The sequence below is a fragment of the Bacillus sp. MZGC1 genome (genome assembly GCF_002998605.1).
Taxonomy (GTDB): Bacteria; Bacillota; Bacilli; order Bacillales; family Bacillaceae; genus Bacillus.
This window is the reverse complement of sequence record NZ_PVRE01000009.1, coordinates 1-25174: the sequence shown is the minus strand read 5'-3', so window position 1 is coordinate 25174 and position 25174 is coordinate 1. Positions and strand designations below refer to the sequence as shown.

The 25174-nt window shown below is 41.0% G+C and carries 31 protein-coding genes and 1 rRNA gene; 1 reads left to right on the top strand and 31 read right to left on the bottom strand.

What is annotated here, in order from left to right:
* Positions 1-23 precede the first annotated feature (23 nt).
* The 17 genes from fin to metG all read right to left on the bottom strand — a co-directional run bounded on the left by fin (position 24) and on the right by metG (position 14890).
* Positions 24-254, bottom strand: a complete 231-nt coding sequence (fin, locus tag C6Y06_RS19320) for an anti-sigma-F factor Fin (RefSeq protein WP_003217967.1) — start codon at positions 252-254, stop codon at positions 24-26.
* Between the two features lie 55 nt (positions 255-309).
* A complete protein-coding gene (gene pth / locus C6Y06_RS19315; protein ID WP_106037509.1) occupies positions 310-876 on the bottom strand; it encodes an aminoacyl-tRNA hydrolase in 567 nt (188 codons plus the stop codon).
* A gap of 140 nt (positions 877-1016) precedes the next feature.
* Positions 1017-1643, bottom strand: a complete 627-nt coding sequence (locus C6Y06_RS19310; protein ID WP_060595355.1) for a 50S ribosomal protein L25/general stress protein Ctc — start codon at positions 1641-1643, stop codon at positions 1017-1019.
* A 137-nt stretch (positions 1644-1780) separates the two neighbouring features.
* Complete coding sequence (locus C6Y06_RS19305) at positions 1781-2734, bottom strand: ribose-phosphate diphosphokinase (RefSeq protein WP_060595354.1); 954 nt, start codon at positions 2732-2734, stop codon at positions 1781-1783.
* A 22-nt stretch (positions 2735-2756) separates the two neighbouring features.
* Entirely contained in the window at positions 2757-4127 is a 1371-nt protein-coding gene (gene glmU, locus C6Y06_RS19300; protein WP_034665711.1) for a bifunctional UDP-N-acetylglucosamine diphosphorylase/glucosamine-1-phosphate N-acetyltransferase GlmU, read from the bottom strand.
* Between the two features lie 199 nt (positions 4128-4326).
* On the bottom strand, positions 4327-4623 hold the full coding sequence (spoVG, locus tag C6Y06_RS19295; protein WP_034324487.1) for a septation regulator SpoVG: 297 nt from the start codon (positions 4621-4623) through the stop codon (positions 4327-4329).
* 225 nt (positions 4624-4848) lie between these two features.
* Complete coding sequence (gene ridA / locus C6Y06_RS19290; RefSeq protein WP_034665708.1) at positions 4849-5226, bottom strand: 2-iminobutanoate/2-iminopropanoate deaminase; 378 nt, start codon at positions 5224-5226, stop codon at positions 4849-4851.
* 38 nt (positions 5227-5264) lie between these two features.
* A complete protein-coding gene (purR, locus tag C6Y06_RS19285) occupies positions 5265-6098 on the bottom strand; it encodes a pur operon repressor (RefSeq protein WP_034665706.1) in 834 nt (277 codons plus the stop codon).
* 55 nt (positions 6099-6153) lie between these two features.
* Complete coding sequence (ispE, locus tag C6Y06_RS19280; protein ID WP_106037508.1) at positions 6154-7023, bottom strand: 4-(cytidine 5'-diphospho)-2-C-methyl-D-erythritol kinase; 870 nt, start codon at positions 7021-7023, stop codon at positions 6154-6156.
* Positions 7024-7169: 146 nt separating this feature from the next.
* Positions 7170-7355 carry a small, acid-soluble spore protein, alpha/beta type gene (locus C6Y06_RS19275; protein ID WP_012008653.1) on the bottom strand — a complete coding sequence of 62 codons (186 nt, stop codon included), beginning with the start codon at positions 7353-7355 and terminating at the stop codon, positions 7170-7172.
* A 163-nt stretch (positions 7356-7518) separates the two neighbouring features.
* A complete protein-coding gene (gene veg / locus C6Y06_RS19270; protein ID WP_003217979.1) occupies positions 7519-7776 on the bottom strand; it encodes a biofilm formation stimulator Veg in 258 nt (85 codons plus the stop codon).
* A gap of 212 nt (positions 7777-7988) precedes the next feature.
* On the bottom strand, positions 7989-8873 hold the full coding sequence (yabG, locus tag C6Y06_RS19265; protein ID WP_034665700.1) for a sporulation peptidase YabG: 885 nt from the start codon (positions 8871-8873) through the stop codon (positions 7989-7991).
* A 130-nt stretch (positions 8874-9003) separates the two neighbouring features.
* Positions 9004-9882, bottom strand: a complete 879-nt coding sequence (rsmA, locus tag C6Y06_RS19260) for a 16S rRNA (adenine(1518)-N(6)/adenine(1519)-N(6))-dimethyltransferase RsmA (protein WP_106037507.1) — start codon at positions 9880-9882, stop codon at positions 9004-9006.
* On the bottom strand, positions 9875-10435 hold the full coding sequence (gene rnmV, locus C6Y06_RS19255; RefSeq protein ID WP_060595350.1) for a ribonuclease M5: 561 nt from the start codon (positions 10433-10435) through the stop codon (positions 9875-9877). The genes rsmA and rnmV overlap by 8 nt, the downstream gene beginning before the upstream one ends.
* Positions 10436-10595: 160 nt before the next feature.
* Positions 10596-11798 carry a G5 and 3D domain-containing protein gene (locus C6Y06_RS19250; RefSeq protein ID WP_034665691.1) on the bottom strand — a complete coding sequence of 401 codons (1203 nt, stop codon included), beginning with the start codon at positions 11796-11798 and terminating at the stop codon, positions 10596-10598.
* Positions 11799-12042: 244 nt separating this feature from the next.
* Positions 12043-12810, bottom strand: a complete 768-nt coding sequence (locus tag C6Y06_RS19245; RefSeq protein WP_034665688.1) for a TatD family hydrolase — start codon at positions 12808-12810, stop codon at positions 12043-12045.
* 82 nt (positions 12811-12892) lie between these two features.
* Positions 12893-14890: a methionine--tRNA ligase gene (gene metG / locus C6Y06_RS19240; RefSeq protein WP_106037506.1), complete on the bottom strand. Its 1998-nt coding sequence runs from the start codon at positions 14888-14890 to the stop codon at positions 12893-12895.
* A gap of 520 nt (positions 14891-15410) precedes the next feature.
* On the opposite strand from metG, the gene abrB reads away from it, so the two are divergent.
* Positions 15411-15701, top strand: coding sequence for a transition state genes transcriptional regulator AbrB (gene abrB, locus C6Y06_RS19235; protein WP_087975202.1), 291 nt, complete (start codon positions 15411-15413; stop codon positions 15699-15701).
* Positions 15702-15746: 45 nt separating this feature from the next.
* On the opposite strand, the gene rsmI is transcribed toward abrB, so the two are convergent.
* The 14 genes from rsmI to rrf all read right to left on the bottom strand — a co-directional run bounded on the left by rsmI (position 15747) and on the right by rrf (position 25167).
* Positions 15747-16625 (bottom strand): 16S rRNA (cytidine(1402)-2'-O)-methyltransferase, encoded by an 879-nt coding sequence (gene rsmI, locus C6Y06_RS19230; protein WP_106037505.1) that lies wholly within the window; start codon positions 16623-16625, stop codon positions 15747-15749.
* A complete protein-coding gene (locus C6Y06_RS19225) occupies positions 16603-16899 on the bottom strand; it encodes a GIY-YIG nuclease family protein (protein WP_106031938.1) in 297 nt (98 codons plus the stop codon). The genes rsmI and C6Y06_RS19225 overlap by 23 nt, the downstream gene beginning before the upstream one ends.
* A complete protein-coding gene (locus C6Y06_RS19220; RefSeq protein WP_106037504.1) occupies positions 16886-17629 on the bottom strand; it encodes a tRNA1(Val) (adenine(37)-N6)-methyltransferase in 744 nt (247 codons plus the stop codon). The genes C6Y06_RS19225 and C6Y06_RS19220 overlap by 14 nt, the downstream gene beginning before the upstream one ends.
* Before the next feature lie 55 nt (positions 17630-17684).
* A complete protein-coding gene (yabA, locus tag C6Y06_RS19215; RefSeq protein ID WP_003217957.1) occupies positions 17685-18038 on the bottom strand; it encodes a DNA replication initiation control protein YabA in 354 nt (117 codons plus the stop codon).
* A gap of 14 nt (positions 18039-18052) precedes the next feature.
* Positions 18053-18880: a competence/sporulation regulator complex protein RicT gene (gene ricT / locus C6Y06_RS19210; RefSeq protein ID WP_012008643.1), complete on the bottom strand. Its 828-nt coding sequence runs from the start codon at positions 18878-18880 to the stop codon at positions 18053-18055.
* A 2-nt stretch (positions 18881-18882) separates the two neighbouring features.
* Positions 18883-19872, bottom strand: a complete 990-nt coding sequence (gene holB, locus C6Y06_RS19205; RefSeq protein WP_106037503.1) for a DNA polymerase III subunit delta' — start codon at positions 19870-19872, stop codon at positions 18883-18885.
* Between the two features lie 11 nt (positions 19873-19883).
* Positions 19884-20324: a YaaR family protein gene (locus C6Y06_RS19200; protein ID WP_058015827.1), complete on the bottom strand. Its 441-nt coding sequence runs from the start codon at positions 20322-20324 to the stop codon at positions 19884-19886.
* A gap of 12 nt (positions 20325-20336) precedes the next feature.
* Entirely contained in the window at positions 20337-20666 is a 330-nt protein-coding gene (locus C6Y06_RS19195) for a cyclic-di-AMP receptor (RefSeq protein ID WP_024425625.1), read from the bottom strand.
* Positions 20667-20745: 79 nt separating this feature from the next.
* Positions 20746-21384 (bottom strand): dTMP kinase, encoded by a 639-nt coding sequence (gene tmk, locus C6Y06_RS19190; RefSeq protein WP_034665671.1) that lies wholly within the window; start codon positions 21382-21384, stop codon positions 20746-20748.
* Positions 21381-22790: an aminotransferase class I/II-fold pyridoxal phosphate-dependent enzyme gene (locus C6Y06_RS19185; RefSeq protein ID WP_106037502.1), complete on the bottom strand. Its 1410-nt coding sequence runs from the start codon at positions 22788-22790 to the stop codon at positions 21381-21383. Before C6Y06_RS19185 ends, tmk begins: the two co-directional genes overlap by 4 nt.
* Positions 22791-22867: 77 nt before the next feature.
* On the bottom strand, positions 22868-23926 hold the full coding sequence (locus tag C6Y06_RS19180) for a toxic anion resistance protein (protein ID WP_106031934.1): 1059 nt from the start codon (positions 23924-23926) through the stop codon (positions 22868-22870).
* A gap of 19 nt (positions 23927-23945) precedes the next feature.
* Positions 23946-24560: a 5-bromo-4-chloroindolyl phosphate hydrolysis family protein gene (locus tag C6Y06_RS19175; RefSeq protein ID WP_106031933.1), complete on the bottom strand. Its 615-nt coding sequence runs from the start codon at positions 24558-24560 to the stop codon at positions 23946-23948.
* 128 nt (positions 24561-24688) lie between these two features.
* Complete coding sequence (locus C6Y06_RS19170) at positions 24689-24880, bottom strand: sigma factor G inhibitor Gin (RefSeq protein ID WP_003217973.1); 192 nt, start codon at positions 24878-24880, stop codon at positions 24689-24691.
* Positions 24881-25051: 171 nt separating this feature from the next.
* Positions 25052-25167 (bottom strand): 5S ribosomal RNA (gene rrf, locus C6Y06_RS19165).
* Positions 25168-25174 lie beyond the last annotated feature (7 nt).

Sequence of the window (25174 nt, the reverse complement as noted above, 5' to 3'; positions counted from 1 at the left end):
TCTATTATCTACACCAAAGCTTTTTATTGAATAAAGGTATGATACTGATGGTAATCAGGATTTCTTTCGAGCGCCTCTTGGCAATCCTCACAAATGGTTTGTACATGTAAATCACCATTTTCCCTATAAGAAATCATATCGTTTCTTTCCTCATTTGTTAAGTGATGAAATCCAAGTGCTTCACTTTGAACAGCGGATTCATCTAGACTGCCAACCTTTACACCACAGTGCCGGCAGTAATAATGCAAAGCCATACGTGATCCTCCCATGCTGAGATTTTATAATCAGTATGTGCTTTGCTTATCATTCTTATACCTTCTTGTTAAAATCATTCATCACTTCTAAAAATGGCTTTGTTAAAGCCGCCTCGCAAGCTTCGACAGACGCCTGAATGGCTGATGCAATGTCAGGCTGCTCCTCTTCAGAAAAGCGTCCTAGCACGTAATCGACGACCTTCATGCCATTTTGAGGACGTCCAATGCCGATACGTAATCGGTCAAACTCAGGTGACCCTAAATGCTGAATCAACGATTTGATTCCATTATGCCCGCCTGCACTTCCTTTTGTACGCAAACGAATCCGCCCAGTTGGCAAATCAAGATCATCATAGATGACTTTCAAATGTTCAAGTGGAATATCATAGTAATCCATTAGCGGACGCACGCATTCTCCTGATAAGTTCATATATGTAAGCGGCTTTACAAGTAGAACCTTTTGCCCTGAAACAAACCCTGTTCCAAATTGTCCATGGAATTTTGATTGATTTAAGGGGATGTCCCATTTTTTCGATAATTCATCTATTGTCATAAACCCGACATTATGTCTTGTTTTTTCATATTCTTTTCCTGGATTACCTAATCCAACGAATGCAATCATGAAACCAATAACCTCCTTTGTCACAAAGCACACGCCTAAAAAATGAGCCAATAGGATTGCCCCATGTAAAAACGTATGAATTCTTTTCATTCTAGCACAAAAGACGCAACCGCGGGAGGGTTACGTCTCTAAATGACCAGTTATTCTCCATCGTTATCCTTTTCTTTAATGGCCTCAGGTTCTTTTGGTTCCTCTTCGCTATCTGGCTCAGGAACCTCTGATTGCTGAGGCGGCAAAATGGATGCAACGACTTCTTCTGGATCGTTATTCACTTGATATGATGACTGAACAGACAAATCAGCGACTGTTAGGACATCATTTACTTCTAAGTTTGTAATATCTGCTTCAATATGCTGCGGGATATCTTTTGGTTTCGCTGTAATGGATAGTTCAAATAGTGGCTGCTGGAGCACACCGCCATCTTTTACCCCTTTAGATTCGCCAATCAGCTGGACAGGTACATCTGCTTCAATTTCACGCTGTAAGTCGACCACTTGGAAATCTGCATGGACAAGCTCATTTTTCAGCGGATCTGTTTGTAATTCTGTGACCATCACGGATTTTGTTTCACCGTTCACGTCTAATGTGATGATTGTATTCTTTCCTTCATCACGTAAGGTCTTTAATAAATCGATGCTGTCTAGTGAAACAGCCAGGTTGTCTGTATTTTTTCCGTATATGACACCAGGAACGTGTCCTGAATGACGGATTTTTTGCAGTGTGGAACGTTTGAAATCAGTTCTTTTATTTGCTTTTAAAGTTGCCATATTCAGCACCATCCTATTTCATTTTTGTCACTACTCTCATAATTACCCATAAGCGAATCATTTTAAACCTATTTGCTCTGAATGATGACAGCAAAAAGACCCCAAGCTGATGCCTAGGGCCTTTTTTAATCAGAAAATTAGCTAAAAAGGTAGCTCACAGATTCTTCTTCATGTACACGGATGATGGCTTCTGCAAGCAAAGGCCCAACTGAAAGCGGAATGAATTTTTCAACTTTCTTGTCATCTGTTAAATGAATACTGTTTGTCACAACCAATTCTTTTATTTTAGAATTTGTGATACGTTCTACTGCTGGTCCAGACAATACTGGGTGAGTACAGCAAGCATATACTTCAGCCGCTCCATTTTCCACAAGTGCATTTGCAGCAAGTGTAATGGTACCAGCCGTATCAATGATATCATCGATGAGAATCGCCGTTTTGCCTTCAATGTTACCAATGATGTTCATCACTTCAGCAACATTTGGCTTCGGACGACGTTTGTCGATAATAGCGATTGGCGCTTTCAGGCGGTCTGCCATTTTACGCGCACGTGTCACACCACCGTGGTCTGGAGACACAACGACGATATCCTTCAAGTTTTTCTGTTCGAAATAGTTTGTTAAGATTGGCACAGCCATTAAGTTATCGATTGGAATATCAAAGAAACCTTGGATCTGCGGCGCATGAAGATCAAGTGCAATGACACGAGTAGCACCTGCTGTCTCAAGTAAGTTCGCAAAAAGCTTCGCAGTGATTGGCTCACGAGGTTTTGCCTTACGATCTTGACGTGCATATCCGTAATAAGGGATCACAATATTGACCGTTTTCGCAGAAGCGCGTTTTAGTGCATCCACCATAATGAGCAGTTCCATAATGTGCTCATTGACTGGCGCACTCGTTGATTGAATGACATAACAATCACAGCCGCGAATACTTTCTTCAATATTGATTTGGACTTCACCGTCACTAAAGCGTTTAACAGAGCTCTTTCCTACATCAACTCCGATACGATCGGCAATTTCTTTAGCAAGTTCAGGGTTTGAATTCAAAGAGAATATCTTTAAATTCGCATCAGCATAACGATTAGACATGGTAAACCTCCGGGTATTTGGATTATTTTTTATGAATATTTTTCACATAATCTTCTTTATTGACTTGTCTTGCTCTAGCAATAGACAATGCATCCTGCGGTACATCTTCTGTAACCGTTGAACCAGCTGCAACATATGCCCCTTTTCCGACAGTGACTGGTGCTACGAGATTTGAATTACAGCCAATAAAAGCGCCATCTTCAATCTTCGTTAAGAATTTGTTCTTCCCATCATAGTTGACTGTAATAGATCCACAGCCAAGGTTTACATCAGTTCCGACCTCTGCATCTCCAATATAGCTTAGATGAGATGCTTTGCTGCGGTCACCGAAAACCGTTTTCTTGATTTCGACAAAATTCCCGATCTTCACTTCATCGCCAATTTTCGACAACGGGCGAATATGAGCAAACGGCCCAATTGTCACATCGACTCCAACCTCACTATCGCAGACGACAGATTGCTTAATCACTGTGCGATCTCCGACGATGCTGTCAACAATTTCAGTGTTTGGCCCAATAGTAGCGTCTGCACCGATTTTTACATTCCCTTTGATGACCGTCCCAGGATAAATGATTGTATCTTCACCGATGACAGCATCTGGTGAAATATACGTGTTCTCAGGATCAATCAAGGTCACACCATTCTTCATATGCTGATGATTAATACGTCGCTTCATGAATTGCTCTGCTTGTGATAGAGCGATACGATCATTGACTCCAAGTGTTTCTTCAAAATGCGGTGTTTGATATGCTGCAACCGTTTGCCCTTCATTCTTTAAAATTTCAATGACGTCTGGCAAATAGTATTCACCCTGTGCATTTTCATTCGATACTTGCTCAATCACACGGAAGAGATCTTCATTTGAAAAACAATAGGTCCCTGTATTAATTTCATTCACTTGACGTTCCGCATCATTCGCATCTTTATGCTCCACAATTTTCACGACAGCACCGGTTTCGTCACGAATAATACGACCATAACCCGTCGGGTCATCCGCATGTGCAGTTAAAATAGTGACTTTCGCTTGATGTTTTTGATGCTCGCTCAACATAGCTTCCATTGTTTCCGCTGTCAATAATGGCGTATCACCACAAATGACAATGGTTGTTCCCTTTTCCTGCGCAAGGAACGACTTTGCTTGTTTGACGGCATGTGCTGTTCCCAGCTGTTCTTCTTGAAGTGCATACTCACTTCTGTCTCCAAGCTGCTCTTTGACGTTCTCTGCTCCATGACCGACGATCGTCACTAGCTTGGCTAAAGAAAGCTTTAACGCTTCATCTGCCACATGCTCGACCATTGGCTTTCCGCAAACTGGATGAAGTACTTTGTATAGCTTTGACTTCATTCTCGTTCCTTTTCCCGCTGCTAAAATCACTGCGAACCGCTTATCCATTGATTGGCCTCCAATATCCCTATTATCCATAGAAAAATATATCCTAAATAAGGACTGATTTCAAGGATACAAGAGGAAGTGCAATAATTTTCTAATGGATGAAAGACATAAGAAACAAGAGAAAAAACGCAAAAAAGACAGCATTTAAAAGAAAACATTCCATTTTCTCTTAAAGCTGTCTTTTTGGATTCACATATGATTAAGAAGCTCCAGCTTCTTCATATTCAATTGTTTCTTCCTCTTCGCCTAAGCGATGATATTCATTTAATACAGCATCTTGGATTTTACCCCGAGTACCTGAATTAATTGGGTGTGCAATATCGCGAAACTCTCCATCAGGCGTGCGTTTGCTAGGCATTGCCACAAACAACCCATTGTTTCCATCAATCACACGAATATCATGAACAACAAATTCGTGGTCCAGCGTGATGGATGCAATCGCCCTCATGCGACCATCGGTATTCACGCGGCGTAATCTTACGTCAGTAACTTCCACAGTAGTTCACCACCTTTTCCCAATATAAAAGCATTACTTAGGTATTCAACGATTGTGGTGATTCTCCTGCTCTTTTTTTAAACTTTTTTTGAAATATCGGGATATTTATACATTATTTGTCATTTCGGTGACGACGCTTACATTCTTTGCGTGAAAAAAAGACATCATGATGATGTCTTTTCCTGCATATGATGAAACCAAACGGCTTTCGTTGAGACTGCCTGTTTACTTTACTAATGCAATTACTTCAATTTCTACGAGTGCATCCTTAGGAAGTCTTGCTACTTCCACACATGAACGAGCTGGCTTATGTGTATGGAAATACTCACCGTACACTTCATTTACTTCTGCGAATTGTTCCATATCTTTGATAAAAACTGTTGCTTTCACGACTGTCTCAAAGGAAGCACCTGCTGCTTCAAGTACGGCCTTAAGATTACGGAACACTTGATGTGTTTGTTCTTTAATATCTCCATTTACAAAGTCTCCAGCTGGCGTTAATGGAATCTGCCCTGAGCTGTAAAACATGTTATTGACAATAATCCCTTGAGAGTAAGGTCCAATGGCTGCTGGTGCATGTTTGGTTTGAACAACTTTTGTCATATCAATCTCTCCCATTCAACTACATGTTTGATCAAAGCTTAAGCTTTCGAATGAAAAAACTCGTGGAAATTGCCTTCATTGATCTCAATGATCTTCTGCTTCATATCAATGGTTGAAAGCTTTAAAAGCGATACATATTCATCAACGAGACGTTCATTTACGCCTTCATCTTCTAAAAGAACACCGATCCCTGCAACATTTGCATTAAATTCCTCAAGCAAATTCATCATGCCGTTAATGGTTCCGCCCGCTTTCATAAAGTCATCAATGATTAGGACATTGGATCCTTTATCTAAACTCCGCTTTGCAAGTGACATGGTTTGAATTCGGTTAGACGAACCTGACGCGTAGTTAATACTTACAGTTGATCCTTCGGTTACCTTATTATCTTTTCTAACGATCACAACAGGCACATTTAAATAACCCGCAACAGAATAGGCAATTGGAATACCCTTTGTCGCAACGGTCATGACGACATCAATCGCACGGTCTGCAAAGATGGTCGCAAACAGCTTACCGATTTTCGCAAGAATTGATGGATTACCTAAAACATCGGTTAAATATAAATAACCGCCAGGAAGTACACGTTCAGGAGTCGATAGAGCCTCTCCGATATCGTTTACTACGTCGTCTGCTTCTTTTAGGTGAATCTTTGGAATATATTTCACTCCGCCAGCAGCACCAGGTACAGTAAGCAATGTGCCTATTCCCTGCTGTTCGAAGGTCTGTTTGATAATCGTTAAGTCTTCACTAATAGAGGACTTCGCAGATTGATATCTTTCTGCAAAAAAAGTTAACGGTACTAGTACGTGCGGGTGGGCTAACAAATAATTTGTTAAGTCCACCAATCTGCCGCTTCGACGAAACTTCATGAACTTACCCCCAGAACCCGAATAATTTATGATAAATATAACTTAATATACGGATTTAATCAAGGGCATTTTGTTCGCCGATCATGCGGACAGCGTATACTTGATCACAAAATCCTCTCAGTCCGTTATATATTCTTTGTACCTTCGATTCATATTGAATCAAGCCAAATACTGTAGGGCCGCTTCCACTCATTAAAACAGCGTCAGCACCGAAACGCTTCATCTGTCTTTTGATCATATCTACTTCTGGGTACATCTTTAATGTCACAGACTCTAGAACGTTGCCGAGTGAGCCGCACATCTCTTTATAATCTTTCGCTTCAATCGCTTCAATCATACGCTTTACATTCGGGTGTTCTACTTTGCTTGCGTCATATTGTCTATAGACTTCAGCTGTAGATACCCCAATCACCGGCTTCGCTAAAATCACCCAGCAATGCGGCGGTGTCGCAATATGCTTCAGCTTTTCTCCACGTCCTGTCGCTAGTGCTGTGCCTCCGTGTACACAAAAGGACACATCTGAGCCGATCTCCGCTCCAAGCTCAGCTAGTTCATCTAAAGTGAGGTTCAACTTCCACAAACGATTTAAGCCGCGAAGAGCTGCTGCCGCATCACTGCTGCCCCCAGCTAAACCTGCTGCGACTGGAATTGCTTTTGTGATGACAATGGATACACCTTTTTGAATACCGAACCTTGTTTTGAGTAATTTAGCCGCCTGATAAGCCAAATTACGCTGATCATCTGGCACGAATCGATTATGAGATGATACACGGATTTCATCCTTGTCCAGCTCCGTCAGCTCTAGTCGATCTGCAAGGTCTATTGTTGTCATCACCATCTCCACTTCGTGATATCCATCCGGTCTTTTTCCATGAACATCAAGTGAGAGATTAATTTTTGCCGGTGCTTTTTCTAAAATACGCAAACATTTCACCTACTTCTCCATCTAAACATAAGTATCAATATTGTATCACATTTGATGGATCTGATGAATATAGGCTTTTACGCCGAGCACACTGACTTTTTCATCAAAAAAAGCCAGAGACACCCGAGGTATCCCTGACCGTTTTTCTATCGTTGATTCTCATCCTGAGCCATGTGCTGTTGAGCTAATTCAATGGCACGTTTGACCATATTACCTGCGTCACGCGCACGAATCTCTCCCCAGCCTCCATTTTTGACGGTATCATAAAATCCAAGATCCTTCGCCAGCTCGTATTTGAACTCATCTGACATAATACCTCGGCGTCTACCCAAACGAAACAGCCCCTTTAGTCGAGAATTCGAATCAGTGCCACTGCTTGTGTGGCTTTCTTATTTTGTATCGAATCCTTTCTTTTACCCCTTTCAAAAAATGGACAGACTCCCATTCAGAAAAAAAGGCAAAACAAAAAGCAGTAAACAAGAAGTTCACTGCCCATTAATAGGCGACTGAGCTAGCGGTATCATCGAACGTTAATTCGACCGTCTCAGTCAGTATATCTGCATAACTATAAGAAACTCTTTCAAACGAATTCTCATCTTGATCTAATTGAATCACAAATACAGAAGGGTACGTTTCAGCTAAAATGCCCGAACGCTCAATTGTTTTACGGCGGCCCCCGTTAGCCTTTAACGTCAAACGTTTACCTAAGTTACCATCAAGCGATCTTTTGATGTCGGACAAAGTCTTCGCCATTGCATCCACCTCACTGAGATAATTATACAACAACGGCCCGTTTTTGTCAAATAAAAATTAAATTATATCAACCAACACGAGCCATTGTCAACAAAATAATTTTGACAAACTTCTACCTTTTCTTCTCCCTATTTTTCTCAAATTCCGGTGAATTATGTATCCTTTTGCAATTTCTTTTTGAACATAAAAAAACCAGACTGAAATCAGTCGGGTTATGTCGATTCATGGTCTCTTTTATATGGCATACCTACCCTTAGAACACCCTTCGTCTCGATGCCTCCGAGCCCTTTTTCTCTTGTTAATGTATTACGGAGCACATCCCACACGTTGATTCGATCTACAAATGGAGTGAAGCTGATCTTCGCAACGATATAAACGGGGTCGAGCGCATGGATATTCACACGGGAAGGCGAGCTCGCAAAATTGGCACCTGCTTGGATCAATGATTCGAAATGAGATTGACAGGCACCGGCAAAAATCACAAGCTGATCTAAATGAGGGATTTTTCGTCTGGCTTTTTGAACTGTTTCAACGAAATGCCGAGAATGGCGATATGCACCGATATCATGTACACCGCCCTTTTGCTTGGAATACGCATCATGTCCTGTGATAACCAATATATCTGGTCGATACTGATCAATTAATGAGTCAATCATGCTTGGCATTTTCTTCTCATGGCAATGCACCCCATACACAGGAACACCAATTCGTTCATATACATCTAAGCATTTCTTTAAGTATGAAGCATCTCCATCTAAATGAAGGACCTTTCCAGGCATGTGAAAATACTGCTCCTGATGCTGATATTGCCCTGACGTATGATACTCTTGTTTTTCCCGCAGCAGCTGATAATCCTGTCTTAGTAAGTCGAGCGATTCATTGATTTTTCGTTCGTCATTTTTCTCTCTAGTCAGCTGTTCCTCTTTTTGAACCTTGACGAGATCTGACAACTTGGCATCAGCAATCAACCTCACTTCATTCCCATGCAATATGGCGGTGGCTTCGTGCTGATCGGTCTCATCAATTCGAATGATTCGAAACAAAATATCCATTTGATAGGATGCCCTTGTCACCATATCTCCTATTTGAAATTGCATGCTTTTCACTCCACAATCAGGCTCATATCCTGTTGGTATCGTCTTGCACTAAATATGTTCGTCTTTCATATGTGCTGTTCTTTCTAGCCTATGCCCGAACAAGCGAAGTGGTGAAAAACAAAAAAAGCCCTTAAAACAGGGCTTTTTGTAAAACATTCGACAAACGGGCAAATTCCTCAATGGATAATGACTCGCCGCGGCGCTTTCCATCAATGTCTGCTGTTTGAAGTGCTTCTTCAATGATCTCTTTATGTTGCTTTCCATCAGGTAAGTTGTTCATGAGGTTATTCATCAATGTTTTCCGGCGCTGACCAAAGCTCGCACGAATCAATTGAAAGAAAAATTCATCATTTTCTACTGAAACAGCAGGCGTTTCACGAACGGTCAACTTGATCACAGCCGAATCGACATTTGGCTGTGGAACAAAAACCGTTTTAGGCACAACCATTACTGTTTTCGCTTCCGTATAGTATTGAACTGCGATAGACAGCGAATTGTATTCCTTTGATGAAGGGACTGCTGCCATACGATCTGCTACTTCTTTTTGCAGCATGACGACAATCCCTTTCAATGGAAGGTTTTCTTCAAGCAGCTTCATAATAATCGGTGTCGTCACGTAATATGGAAGGTTGGCGACAACCATCACTTCTTTACAGTCAGCAAAATTTTCCTCGATGACCTTCCTCACATCCGCCTTTAATACGTCTTGATGAATGATCGTGACATTATCATATGGAGAAAGCGTATCGTTTAAAATGGGCAATAAACGCTGATCGATTTCAAAAGCGGTGACTTTCTTTGCACGCTTAGCGAGCTGCTCGGTCAATGCACCGATACCAGGCCCAATCTCAATCACGCCGGTCTCATCCGTCACCTCTGCGTGATCGACAATACGATCGAGTATATTTGTATCAATTAAAAAGTTCTGCCCTAAGCTCTTTTTAAAAGAGAAACCGTATTTCTTCAGTATTTCCTTCGTTCTGATGGGTGTCGCAATATCTTTATTCATCGGCTTCCTCCTGCATGACGGTCTTTAAGGCCGCAATAAAATCATGTTTGGTTATTTGGAACATGTGAAGGCGCTTTTGCAGCTGCTTCGCATTGGTATATCCTATATTTAAAAGCATACCTAGTCGTTCGCGGCGGCGTTTCGATGCTTCTCCTCCGATAAGGCCTGCGTCAAATAAGTCATCTAATGTAATGTCACTTTCCGATTCTTCCATTTCCTCATGGACATGGGCTAGGCATTCTCGAATACTGTCCAAGGAAGCATGCTCGACACCAATTCCTTTGTCTCGCTTCGCCTTCGCAAGATGTTTTGGCAAAAATGCGTGCTTACAGCCAGGAACCGCTTCTGCGATGGTTTTCCGGATCTTCTCACCAGGGAAATCAGGATCAGTTAAAATAATGACCCCTCTCGTCTCCTGAGCAAGACGCACTTGTTGAATAACTGTATCACCAATAGCTGATCCGTTTGTTTCGATCGTATCTGCATCAACTGCCATCTTCACTCTGGCAGTGTCATCACGACCTTCCACCACAATGATTTCTTTGATTTTCATGTATTCCTCCGCTTGCAAAAACAATAAACAATTTTTGGTTAAAAAATGAAACCTTTCATGCTGTTTTTGCGTCTAATTAATTAGAAAACAGTGCTTCTATTATAACCAAAAAAACAGAGGGTGCGCAAAGCCCTCTGTTCATATAAATGATTTGATGTGTTTATTTGAGTACTCTAATTTTCACTCGTTTATTTCCCCATTGATAAGCTGCCGACTTATTTGGGACGAACACATCGATTTTATTCCCTTTTATAGCAGATCCAGTGTCTGATGCAACGGCATATCCATAGCCTTCCACATACACTTTAGAGCCTAGCGGAATGACACTCGGATCTACTGCTATAACCTTTGCACCCGGATTTGCTTTTAAATCAAAGCCTGTTGACGTTCTGCCCGTACATCCAGCACAGCTCGCTGTATAGGCTGTCGACGCCACATAAAATTCTTTTCCAGACGATTCATTGCTTCTTGAAACGGCAGGTGTCGCTTTAGGCTCTTTATTGGACACTTGTGTACCAATAGCCACTAAACGATCCTTGCTATCTTTTTCAGTCACTTCTTTAATCAATTCTTTAGACACCACTTTGCCGTTTTCTTTCACAATGGCATAGTGCTTCTTCAATTTACCTTCTTCACCTTTTTTAAGCACCTTCTCTTTTCCTTTTTCAAGAGAACGATCCTTTTTATGTTTGGTATCAAAAGCAATTTTCTCTTCCACTACATCGGTGACTTTTTCCACCCGAGTGATCTTTATATCTGCGCTCTTTTTAGAAAGGTTACTATGTAACGCAGGCTTGATCTTATCGTGCTTCTTGAGCCTCAGCTCTTGTTGCTTTAAAAAGTCAGCGACCGTAGTCGAAGTGGTCCACACCTTTTTATCTTTTCCTCCATCATTTACGCTGACCTGGAAGGCCTGCTGAACCACAAGATTCATATCCTTTTTAATCTTGTCATTCTTTCCTGGAGTTACTTGATCGTGCTTCCCAATATCTATCTTCTCATTCTTCAATAATGCTCCAACCGTCTGATCTGTTGTCCATATCGTTTTCTCTTTCCCATCTAGGGTCAGATGAACCGGTATAGCCGCATCATACACAATGTTCATGTTGTCTTCAATTTTTGTATTTAGACTTGGAGAGATATGATCCTCCGCCCTGGTCTTTATTCCAAGGTCTGAAAGCAGCTGTGCTACTGTCTCTTCATGTGTACGAATTGTCTTCTCTTTACCATTGATTGAAATGGTAATAGACTGCTTAGTGAGCTCATGCGCACCGTAAGCCGTCCCAGTTCCAGCTAAAAGCAAGCAAACAACTAGTAATAAAACCTTGCCTTTTCCTAGCTTAACAGAAAACAGATTTTTCATTTTTTGTACGATGAAAAACGCCTCCTTCTCCTCGGAGAGATTATATAGAGTATCTCAAAACCTGTCAACCCTTCCTCCCACTGTACAAAAATGCTCGATTGTAACCCTATTATGGGAGATTGATGGAAGGAAGGGAAGAAAGACTTATCGACAACTTATCCTATGAGGAGGCGCAAACGTGTAGAACATTTTCGTTATGTTTCACAATTGGACAAGCTTAAACAAGGATTGACATCATATACTGTCAGTTTATACCGAAAACTTTTTTCGCATTTTTTGTGGTCAATTCAGCAAGCTCTTCAAAGCTTGTTTCTCGTAACTCCGCGATCTGTTCTGCGATATATTTCACATAACTTGGCTCGTTACGTTTCCCTCTAAATGGCGCTGGCGTTAAGTAAGGGCAGTCTGTTTCAATTAAAAGCCGGTCACTTGGTATGTCCTTGACAACTTCCTTCGGTTTTTTGGCATTTTTAAATGTCACGGGTCCACCGAATGAAATATAAAAGTTCATATCCATACACGCTTTTGCGATTTCTAGGCTGCCAGTAAAGCAATGCATAATCCCTCCAACATCAGCCGCTCCCTCTTCCTTTAAGATCGTCACGACATCTTCCGTTGCGTCACGATTATGAATAATGATTGGAAGATTCACTTCCTTCGCAAGAGCAATTTGACGTCTAAAGACTTCCTTTTGTACATCTTTTGGCGACTTGTCCCAATAGTAATCCAGACCCATTTCTCCAATCGCAACGACTTTTTCATGTTGAGATAATTCTTTGATCCACAGCAAATCCTCATCTGTCATATCAATGGCATCGACTGGATGCCAGCCAATGGCTGCATAGATGAAATCATACTCTTCAATTAATTCCATTGCTCTCGTAATTGTCGGGCGGTCAAACCCTACCACCACGATTTTTTCGACTTTTTCACTTTTCGCTCTTTCGATCACCTGCTCTAAGTCTTCATTATATTGTTCAGCATTTAAATGGGCATGTGTATCAAATAACATCGTTGATTGCTCCTTTCGACAATTCTTCTAAAAAACAAAAGGTGTTCGACGAAATGTTACACGTGGAACACCTTTTGTTGATTTATAAAATTTTTGTTCCATTTGCTAGAGATCGGTCTACTTCAAGAACCTGCAATTTCCCATCAGTTTCTCCAGTTAAAATCATTCCCTGGGAAATTTCCCCTCTGAGTTTGACTGGTGTGAGATTCGCTACGCAAACGAGCTTTTTCCCTACTAATTCCTCAGGTTGATAATGCTTGGCAACCCCTGAAACAATTTGTCTTTTTTCAAATCCAAAATCAAGCTGAAGCTTTAAGAGACGATCCGCTTTTTTCACTGGGGCTGCTTCCAGTACCTGTGCTACTCGAAGATCAACTTTTGAGAAATCATCAAATGCAATTTCTGCTCCAAGCTCAGGTAATTCCGTTTCTTCTATTTCAACTTTCTCTTCTTCCTTTGGTGCACTTCCCTGCATTTTCTCTTTAATATACGCTACTTCTTCTTCAACCTCTAAACGAGGGAACAAAGGCTCTCCTTTTTGTACCGTCGCTTGTTGAATGGCACCAAAAGATAGAATGCTATCCCAGCTTTTAAGCTTCTCTTCTTCAATGCCAAGCTGGAAGAAGATTTTCTCAGGTGTTTTCGTTAGGAATGGCGTTAAGAGCACCGCTGTGATGCGCAGTGATTCTGCTAAATGATACATGACAGAATGCAGCTCTTTTCGTTTTGTTTCATCCTTTGCCAGCACCCATGGAGCTGTCTGGTCAATATATTTATTGGTTCTGCTGATTAATGTCCAAACATTTGAAAGAGCCACCGAGAATTCAAGGTTTTCCATCGCTTCTTCATAGGCTTTGACTGTTTGCTCAGCTACCGCTTTAAGTTCCTCATCAAACTCATTAACTGGACCCTTATAGCTGCTTAATGTACCGTCAAAATATTTTTGTACCATCGCAACTGTACGGTTAAGCAAGTTACCTAAATCATTGGCAAGGTCATAGTTTACACGTTCCACGAATCCTTCTGGTGTAAACACACCATCCGCACCAAATGGTACTTCACGAAGGAGGTAATAACGAAGGGCATCAAGGCCATAGCGATCAATTAATGTGACGGGATCTACTACGTTCCCTTTTGATTTAGACATCTTCCCATCTTTCATCAGCAGCCAGCCGTGTGCGAAAATTTGTTTCGGCAGCGGCAGATCTAGTGCCATCAGCATAATTGGCCAATAAATCGTATGGAAGCGTACAATTTCTTTCCCTACGAGATGCACGTTAGCAGGCCAATATTTTTTATATTTTTCATCCTGATCAGTTCCGTAGCCAATCGCAGTTAAATAGTTGAATAACGCATCAATCCATACATAGATGACGTGTTTTGGATTGTTAGGAACTTTAATTCCCCAATCAAAGGTTGTTCTTGATACAGCCAAATCCTCTAAACCTGGTTTAATGAAGTTATTGATCATTTCATTTTTTCTTGATTCAGGCTGAATGAACGTTGGATTCTTCTCATAATAGTCTAGTAAACGATCCGCGTACTTACTCATACGGAAGAAATATGATTCCTCTTTAATTAATTCGACAGGATGTCCGCTGTCAGGGCTTTTCCCGCCAATGACTTCTCCTTTTTCATTCCGCTCAACATCCACAAGCTGTGTTTCCGTATAGAATGTCTCATCAGGAATACTGTACCAGCCTTCATATTGATCTAAATAAATATCACCTTGATCAAGCAGCTTTTGAAACACTTGCTCAATGATTTTCGTATGTCTTTTTTCTGTTGTACGGATGAAATCATCATTCGAAATGTCGAGTTTCTTCCATAATGATTGAATGTCTGCTACGACCGGATCTAAATACTCGATCGGTGTAATATTTTGTTCTTCAGCTTTTTGCTGAATTTTTTGTCCGTGCTCATCTGTACCCGTTAAATACATCACATCATAGCCTTGAAGACGTTTATAACGAGCCATAGCATCCCCTGCTACTGTCGTATAAGCATGTCCAATATGTAATTTTCCGCTCGGATAGTAAATAGGTGTTGTCAGATAAAACGTTTTTTTCTTTTCCGGCATGTCGGAACCTCCTGCGTGTGTGTAAATGTCAAAAACTCCCGCCCAATGGACGAGAGCGGTTATCATCATTACATGAAAATGTGTTAGATCAATTCATTAAATTTTGCACTTGTGCTTTCTCTATGATACCATCTTAGCCTTTAAGATCAAGCATATATACATAGAACAAGATGAAATGATCGAAAAAGATGAGTTTTTCGAAAAAAACGACAAACCTGTCGACATTTTGTCGAATATTGTCGTATGAAATCTATTTCCAGATTTACAATTGTCTAATTTAGGGCAAAAGTCTTGTTAATCTGAACTCGTCATTTCTCATATTTTCATAGAAAAAACCCGAGAAATCCTTATAAATCAATAGTTTCAAGGTCTTTTGACTTTAAGAGTCATATTTTACAAACAATAGTAAACAAAATGATTGACGATTTATGGAAACCTTGTTATGCTATGAATGTAAGGAATTTGTCGAATAATGACGAAGATAATATTATATTAAGAATAAGAACTCTTTGGGAGGAGAATGAAGATGAAATCTACAGGTATTGTACGTAAAGTTGACGAATTAGGACGCGTGGTGATTCCAATCGAACTTCGCCGTACTCTAGGAATCGCTGAAAAAGACGCTTTGGAAATTTATGTTGATGATGAAAAAATTATCCTAAAAAAATATAAACCAAACATGACTTGCCAAGTTACAGGTGAAGTATCAGACGATAACCTTAAACTTGCTAATGGTAAATTAGTTCTTAGCCGTGAAGGTGCAGAGCAAATCATTAACGAAATCCAAAACCAACTTCAATCACAAAAATAAGTTTGATATAAAAAAGGTTCTTGCACCGTTTGCAAGAACCTTTCTTTATTGTTCAATATGATAGGCATCGTATATCATGCGCTTTGGTACACCACGTTCGACGGCTGTACGTTTAATGGCTTCCTTCGACGTTAATCCTTCTTCTATGTAATGGATCACGTGTTCCTTTTCAGATAAGGACTTCCACCAGACATCTTCATTTAGCTCTTCTTCATCTTGATCGTTACCTTGTACGACAAGACAGAATTCACCCCGGATTTGATGCTCTGCGGACCATGTCAGCACAGACTCTAAATCTCCACGAATAAACTCTTCAAATTTTTTCGTTAGTTCTCTCGTAATGGCGATATTCCGGTTGCCCCACACTTCCTTCATCAATGTCAGCGTTTCTTTTAATCGATGGGGCGCTTCATAGAAAATGATTGTTTCTTGACGCTTCTTCAAAGCTTCGAGCTGTTTTTTCTTTTCCTTTTTTTGTCGGTCAAGAAAACCATAAAAGAAAAATGGCTGAGGTGTAATCCCTGATGCAATGAGTGCTGTAAGTGCAGCATTTGCTCCAGGTAACGGAACGACATAGCCGCCGATATTAGTAAAGTCTCGAACCACTTCAGCACCTGGATCTGAGATCGTCGGTAAACCAGCATCGCTCACGAGTGCGATGTTTTTTCCTTCTTTTAACCATTCGATTAACTTGTGGCCGCTGCTGTCTTTGTTATGCTCATGATAACTCGTTAATGGCGTATCAATTTCATAGACATGACAAAGTTTTTTCGTTTGTCTTGTATCTTCTGCGGCAATATAGTCTACATCTTTTAATGTTTGTATGGCTCGAAACGTCATATCTTCTAAATTGCCAATTGGGGTTGGGACGAGATATAGAATGCCCATATCTGATTGACCATCAAAGCTTTTCTGTGTTTTCATGTGCCGCCTCCTTTTCTATTCGCTTTTCTTCTATATAAAGGTCTTTCTTTTTCCGCGTCCACGTTTTAAAACGATATTCTTGCTGCATGGCTTCTCTTTTGGTTGCAAAACATTCATGATAATACAGCTCAACCGGCCGTCTTGCTCTTGTATACTTTGCTCCCTTTCCACTATTGTGGGTCGTCAGTCTTTTTTGTAAATCATTTGTATAACCTGCATATAGGCTGCCGTCTGCACATTTCAATACATAGAAATAATGATTATGCTTCTCCATACAGTATCGTCCTGATTTCCTCTGTATACTCTTGATCATCTCCATAAACAAAAAGAGGCGGGAGGATTTTCAGATCTGGTTTTCCATCTTTTATACCCTCTACTAAGATGGTATTGGCTTCTTTCCCCTGTTTGGGATAAACAAATTGAATTCGTTTTGGCTCAATTCGGTATTTCTTCATCAATTCCACAATCTCAAGCAGCCGACCCGGCCGATGAACCATCGCCAGTTTACCCCCTTGCTTCAGCAGCGTGGAAGAAACACGAATGACATCTTCTAATGTACAATGGATTTCATGCCGAGCAATTGCCAAGTATTCATTTTCATTGATTTCTTCCTTAGAAGGTGTCTTAAAATATGGCGGATTACATGTGATGACATCTACTTTGTGGTTGCCGTAGCGTGCTGGCATATCATTCAAATCACCATGAATCAATTTAATTTGCTTTTCAAGTTGATTATACGCCACACTTCTTTTTGCCATATCAAACAGCCGTTCTTGAATTTCGACCCCAGTAATGGAGGCCTTAGATCGAGTCGAAAGCAGCAATGGCACAATGCCATTTCCCGTACAAAGATCAATGATCTCTCCTTTTTGGATTGGCACATACGCAAATTTCGCTAATAATACTGCGTCCAATGAAAAGGCGAAAACCGTTTTACTTTGAATAATCTTCATATCTTCGGCGAGCAAGTAATCTAATCGTTCATCTTCTCTTAACGAAACCATGATGTATCCTTTCTTTTCCTGTGAAAAAGGCTTCCGATTCAGCGGAAGCCTTTTCTCATTTTTTATTTAAAAATGACAGACAGAACAAACAGTCTCCCTCTTTACGAATGCTCCCATAATGTACATTACAAATATGGAAGCCCTCCTGATATAACCGAGCCAGGTTATCATGACCTTCTCCTATATCAGAATGACCTGGCTTCTGAGCAGAATCATTCTCTGTCTCAGACGATTTGTCCCGATCAGACTGATCCAGACGTTCACGCAAGTGCTGATTCTCCATCTGCAGCTGATGATTTTCTTCAATCACTTCACCGATATGATTTTTCAAATCACCTAACTGGCGATAAAGAGAACCGATTTGTTCTTCTAAATTGATCACCGTATCAAATAGTTCCTTTTTATCCAAGGTGGCACACCTCGTTACTCAGTTGTTTGTGCAGATACAACGCCTTCTTGTAATAATTCTTCCCAAGTATATTCTATCACTTTTTCTTGCCCGGTTAATTCAACTTGCAAAATTCGTTCTAAAATGTTGAGCCCTACTACTTTTGCAGAGCCACTAGATGTCTGAATCGTTTCACCGATATCGGGCAATTGTTCTTTCGCTGTTTCATACTCATCATTCTCATATTTCAAGCAGCACATCAAACGGCCGCAAAGCCCTGAAATTTTTGTAGGATTTAGCGACAGGTTTTGGTCTTTTGCCATCTTAATGGATACTGGTTCAAAGTCTCCTAAGAATGTCGAACAGCAAAGCATTCGCCCGCAAGGACCTATGCCGCCCAGCATTTTTGCCTCGTCTCTTACACCAATCTGGCGAAGTTCAATTCTCGTCTTGAAAATTGAAGCAAGATCTTTCACTAGCTCGCGGAAATCTACTCTGCCATCCGCTGTGAAGTAGAAGATGACCTTGTTTCGGTCAAATGTAAATTCAACATCGACCAGCTTCATTTCTAGCCCGTGTTCACTTACCTTCTGAAGACATGTATCAAAGGCTGTCATCGCTGCTTCTTTGTTTTCCTCAACGATGAGCCGGTCTCGTTCGTCTGCTACACGAATCACCTTACGCAGAGGAAGAACGACATCGTGTTCATCTACTTTTTTATTAGCGATGACCACTTGTCCGTACTCAACTCCTCTGACCGTCTCTACAATGACACAACTATCATTTTCTATATGAAATCCATTAGGATCGAAATAATAGATTTTGCCCGCTTTTTTAAAACGAACACCAATTACGTTGTACAAACTTATCCCTCCTGCAACATCAACACCAATTGCTCCATCAGCCCTTGGGCATTCACGTTGGATTGAAGTCTCTTTTTCGCTTCTAATACAGCAAGGATCTGGTTCGTCACCATCTGCTGTGTGGAATGCAGCGCGTGCTGCTTCATTGTCTGGAATAAGTCTTGATAAATGACTTTATCTTCATTTCCTATTTGAATCGACAATACATCACGATATATAAATAAAAGCATATCCAGACCTGTTTCTTGAAGGTCTTTCTCTTTGAAAAAAGGCATCCATTGATCTTGTATATAAAAAAATGCATGTTCTTTTCGCTGGTGTAAGACTTCATACAATTTTATCACTTTCGCTCTAGACTCTGCAAACTGATCATTTCGACTTAATTCGAGTGCTTCTGCTAAATTATTGGTTAAATTCGACAAAAGCCTTGCAAGATGCTGAGATACGCCTTCTTGTAATAGCTGCTGCTCCAAGGATTGCGGCTGCAGCGGCTGAAAGCTAAGCATCTGACATCTTGAAATAATCGTATCCAGCATTTTATGCGATTGCTCAGTGATTAAAATTGCCATCGTTTCCCGGTTAGGCTCCTCTAGGAACTTCAATAAACTGTTCGCGGCATTGACCGTCATTTTGTCCGCATGAAGAATGATATACATTTTTCGGTGAGATTCCACACCTGCTTTTGTAAATTCCTCTTGCAATGCCTGCACTTGCGCTTTCTTAATCGATTGACCATCAGGCTGCACGAGATGTAAATCGGGATGGTTTCCTGACTCAATCCTTTTGCAGTTTTGGCAGGATTCACATGGTTTCACTCCTGCTTTCAAGCAAAAAAAGCTCTTAGCCAAAAGCATCGCAGCATCCAGCTTTCCCGTCCCTTTTTTTCCTTCAAATAAGTAGGCATGCGCAAGTCGGTCTTTATCAATACTATTAAAAATCAGCCGCATGACGCGCGGCTGCAAATCATTCATGTCATCCCAGCTAATTGCCATGTTATCACTCTCTATGTGTAAAGGTTAATCAATAAACCTTTTATTTCTCCAATACGTTCAAGCAAATCAATAGAAGGTTTCTCTTGGTCCATCATATCCTCTGTTAATTCAATCAGCTTTTCATCTAATGCTTTGACTAAAGCGAGTGTACGCGTGTTGCCATAAATGTCAAAGCTTCTTGATGTTTCTATATTTAATCCATTATCGACTGTCTCTTTCACAAAGCGCTTCACAAGCCCTTTAAACCTAGCCAAGTCCTTTAGGTTTCGTGACTTTGTCAGCTTTTTACCGAACACTTCGATATCACTCAGCATGACCGTCAGCTGCTCTAAGCGCATTTTGCCGCTTTGCGTCTCCATCGATGCTTTAAAGGAGGCAGATGTTTGGCTTCCTTTAATGCCTTGGAGTTCACGCTTTTCTAAAAGCAGCCGCATATCTTGATTAATTTTCACAGCAACCCATCCTTAGAATTGATGAAATTGTTCAACTGGCAGAATAAAGACAGTAGCTCCACCAACTTCAACCTCAACAGGGTATGGTACATATGAATCTGCGTTACCACCCATTGGAGATACAGGTGCAATCATTTGATCACGTTTGCGGCAATTTTCTTTTATAAGCTGTAATGCTTTATCCACTCGGACATCATCACAACCAATGATAAAAGTCGTATTCCCAGACTTTAAAAACCCACCAGTTGAAGCTAATTTTGTCACGCCGAAATGATGTTCAGTCAATATTTTCAACAACTTGCTGCTATCTTGGTCCTGTACAACGGCAACAATTAATTTCATTTGATTGGCCTCCTTTGTTTTAGGCACAGGTGACATGCCGATGTCTTCCTCTATATTATAACAACGATTGGGAATGAGGTCATATTTGATTTTTCTTTAATGTGTCCTGAATCACCCGAAGTACTTCTTCATAGACATCCTGTATCGGCTGAGACGCATCTACTACACGGAATCGTTCTGGCGATTGCGCAATAAGCAGTTCATAGCCTTCTCTGACCAACTGGTGGAAATTCAGCGTCTCCATGTCTAATCTGTTTTTTTCTCTTCCTTGATTGGCGTGAATTCGTTTTAACCCTTCTTCAGGTGTAATGGAAAAATAAATGGTCATTTGCGGCATCGTGCCATCAATAGCAAAGTCGTTAATTGATCTGACTTGATCAATTCCAAGCCCTCTCGCATAGCCTTGATAAGCGAGAGAGCTATCAACAAAACGATCACATAAGACTGTGTCTCCGCGCTGCAATGCCGGTTCTACCTTTTCAGCCAAATGCTGCCTTCTCGCTGCTGCATACAGCAATGCCTCTGTTTTCGCATCCATTTTCGTGTTTTTTTCATTTAAAATGACTTCACGAATCTGCTCAGCAATCTCAATGCCTCCCGGCTCACGTGTTGCCATGACTGCATATCCTTGACGTTCCATTTCTTCGTACACTTTTCGAATCACTGTCGTTTTTCCGGCGCCCTCTGGCCCTTCAAACGTAATAAACATACCGCTCATAGTGTCTCCTCTTCTATATAAACATATAATTTTCTCTGATGAATGACCTGACTTGCTTGAACATGAACCTGATGTCCAAGCAAACGGCTTAACGCCTTAATTTGATCTATCTCAATACGCTCTCCCTTAATCATCAAAGGAATACCAGGCGGATAGGGAATAATTGATTCTGCACTCATCCGGCCTGCTGCATGTTCAAATGGGACAGCCTCTATGTCTTGATTTTGCTCATCAGTCTCAATAGATAACGTCTCATTTTGGATATGTTTTTTTCCTTTGAGCAATGAATCACTTTGCTTAAGAGCCTGCTCGATCCGCTTGAAAGGAACGTCCTTCCTCTGTTCTAAGCTAAGAATAAGTAAAACCTGATGTTCGTCCGCAAGCTCTGGATGAACATCCACTGATTCAAGCACCCGTTTTAGTTCGTAACCAGTCAGTCCTTTTGTTGATCGAATGACGCATTTTAATGGATCGGAAAGCAGCGAGTCAGGCTCAACCACTTCAAGATGAGTCAGACGGTTGAACTGATCTTTCAGCTCTGTCAGTTCTTTCATGATTACATCCAATGTCCCTTTTCCTTTGATCTCCTCGACATAAGCCCTCGCCACATCTAATGAGGCCATAATTGGATAAGACGGCGAACTGCTTTGAAGCATCGTGAGCAATGTTTTCAAACGCTTCGCATCGATTCGGTCCCCTTGAAGATGAAGATAGGAACCCATCGTCATTGCCGGAAGGGTTTTATGTGCTGATTGTACCACCACGTCCGCTCCATAGGAAAGAGCAGATGGAGGAAATGCGCCGCCTAATACAAAATGCGCGCCATGAGCCTCATCAACCAAAACAACCACACCTGCTTCATGACACATGTGAATCAGCTTTGATAAATCAGCTGCATGTCCATAGTAGTTCGGATAAGTCAAAACGATTGCTCGGCAATTAGGATGTCTTGCGATGGCTTTTCTGACTGTATCATCCGTCACATGTGTTGGAACATGCAAGTGTGGGTCTATCTCAGCGTCTACCAGAATAGGCGTTGCCCCTGCAAGCTCGATCGCATGGAAGACAGACTTATGGCAATTACGCTGGACAAAAATCTCGTCTCCCGTGCGGCATGCCGCCATCACCATCGCCAAATTTCCGACTGTTGTGCCATTTACAAGGAAAAAGCTTTGATCTGAACCATATAGCTTAGTCAATAAATTTTCTGCCTCTTGAATCACACCAGTCGGGTGATGGAGGTCATCTAGACCTTCAAGCTCCGTCACATCCAGCTGAAGGATTGAAGCATAGTGGGACCGTGCCTCATCAAAAAAGACATCTCCATTGTGATGTCCTGGAACGTGAAAAGAATAAGGCTTCTTTTCCGCATGCTGTGCTAATGTTGTATATAAAGGTGTTCTCAAACAAATCGACCCTTTTCACTTTAACGATATCTTAAGTCTATTATAACGTTCAAACAAGTGAACCGAAAGATGGTTTCTCATTCCTTTATTGGATTCGCCAGCTGCTGCTCTGCCTCATACATACTGCTTTTCAATTGAGCTCGCTCTTGGCTTCCATGCTCTTTCACCTGTAACGTTTCCTGTAATGTTTCAGCTAATTGACGTTGGACCTTTTTCAACGTATCTATAGGAGCAAAAGATGCCTCTTCAAGAAGCTGTCCCTGCTGCTTCGATACCTTTTCATATGTTTTTTGGATTCGGTTCTCAAGAGCTGAGTTGGCCCGCTGCTGAATATGCGTTAACGCAATCGACATTTGGTTGATCCATAGTGGAATAGACGCAGAAACAGTTGATTGAATATGATTGGCCAAAGTATGATTCGTATGCTGGATCATCCGAATTTGAGCATTACATTGCAATGCAATTTGCCGGCTTAACAGCAAATCATACTTTCGTTCCTTTAGTCTCTCCACATACTCTTCCTCATTGACTTCTTGACTCATCAATTGCTCCTCTATTGTCCGGTCAACAGAAAGTTGCGTTTCTGAAATAGGCCGCTGCTCTAACGTTGTCATTTTCGCTTCAACTGCTGCGACCTGCAGCGTCATCTCTTGAAAATAAGTTTGATTTTCTTCAAATAAACGCTCTAATAACATATGGTCCGAGATTAATACGCCTCTTGCATAACGAAGCCTTGCTGACAATCTCTCGATCTGTGATTTTGCATGTTGAAAACGCGATATGATCTCCTGAGTAGATCGTTTATCCCGTTGAAACCATTTTAAAAAAAAACCTTGTTTCTTTGGCAGTAAATCCTCAGGCTCCACTACATGCAGCTGCTGCAAAAAGGTCTCAAGCACGTCTCCTATTTGATCAATATCTTTTTTCTCAACATATTTCATCATCTGTTGTGATTGTTCCAATAGTCGTTCCTGCACACGTGTACCATAGAAAAGCAGTTTTTGCGGATTGTCAGGGATCTGCTTAGCACGCTGCACGGCTTCTTTTTTCTCCTCATCAGATAAGGTATCAAACACCCGAAACTGAAGATCTGTAGTGGAGGCAGGTGATGGTGTGGCGTGATCTTCCGGTTTCATCGAGTTTGACTCCTTTCATCTATTTCTTCATCATTTTATCTGCTACTTCAAGCTCAATATGAAGAGCTTCTATGTCTCTTCCTAAAACTTGCTGCAAATCATTGGTCAATTGCTTTTGCAGCTCTGTCAATGTCACTCGGGTTTGGCTCAATGTCATTTCCAGCTCATGACTACGATTAGGCTGATTATACAATAGTGCATATTTCTCAGTTAGTTCAACGACAGAATCCAAGCTTTCGAAATAAAAACGCTGTGCATCATAAAATCGATTTGGCTCTTTTTTTGTTATTGTATAGATTCGTCGTGCAAGCCGAAGAACTTCATAATTATGTTTGATCGTTTGTACGTTTTTCACAGCAAATAAAGCTTTTTTTAAACGCACGAGCTTTTGCCCTGCTTCTTTTAAATGCTGTTTGATATATACATAATCACTACGAGACAGTCCGTGTTTCTTTAAAAACAATTGGAAAGCAGTCCATCTGCTCCCTACAAACATCACACCCCATCCAATCATCGCATACAGTATCGATAATCCAGCATGATGATGGAAAACCCCAATACTAACGGTTAAAATCACAAGCGAAAAAAAAGTAGAGAGGATGGCCCATATAAATGTATAAAAGATTGATTTCATGTTTATCGACTCCTATGAATAATCAGGCTCTCTGTTTATCTTATTATGAATTACGGATGATGTCCAAACTAAGTTCCAAAAAACAAGACCAATCCTTTATAGCTCATAAAAAAAGACCATCTAGTGGTCTATGAATACAAAGGCGGCGTATGAAGATTTTTAAGCTTTCTCACATAATCGGAATAGCTAGGATCCGAGGTCGATGTAGAAATTAACTTTCGCTCACAGTCTCGGCACAAAAACTGATGATATAAATAAATTCCCTTTGTCTTTTTCTCTTCACAAATCAAACAAATCGCTTCTCGCTCTTTTTTGCTCATTGTGACACCTCCACTTATAGCTTCAGTATGCCCTAGCGCTTTCAATTGTATACAAAATTAAGAATGTTTTAGATGGTAGTTTAGTATATGTATCCATGTCAGATCGGGTGTTTGTTCCTTTTCTTAAAAAACAAAAAAGACCAGTTCCGTATGGAACTGATCCTTAGAAAAGCTTGGCGGCGTCCTACTCTCACAGGGGGAGACCCCCAACTACCATCGGCGCTGAAGAGCTTAACTTCCGTGTTCGGTATGGGAACGGGTGTGACCTCTTCGCTATCGCCACCAAACCTGATG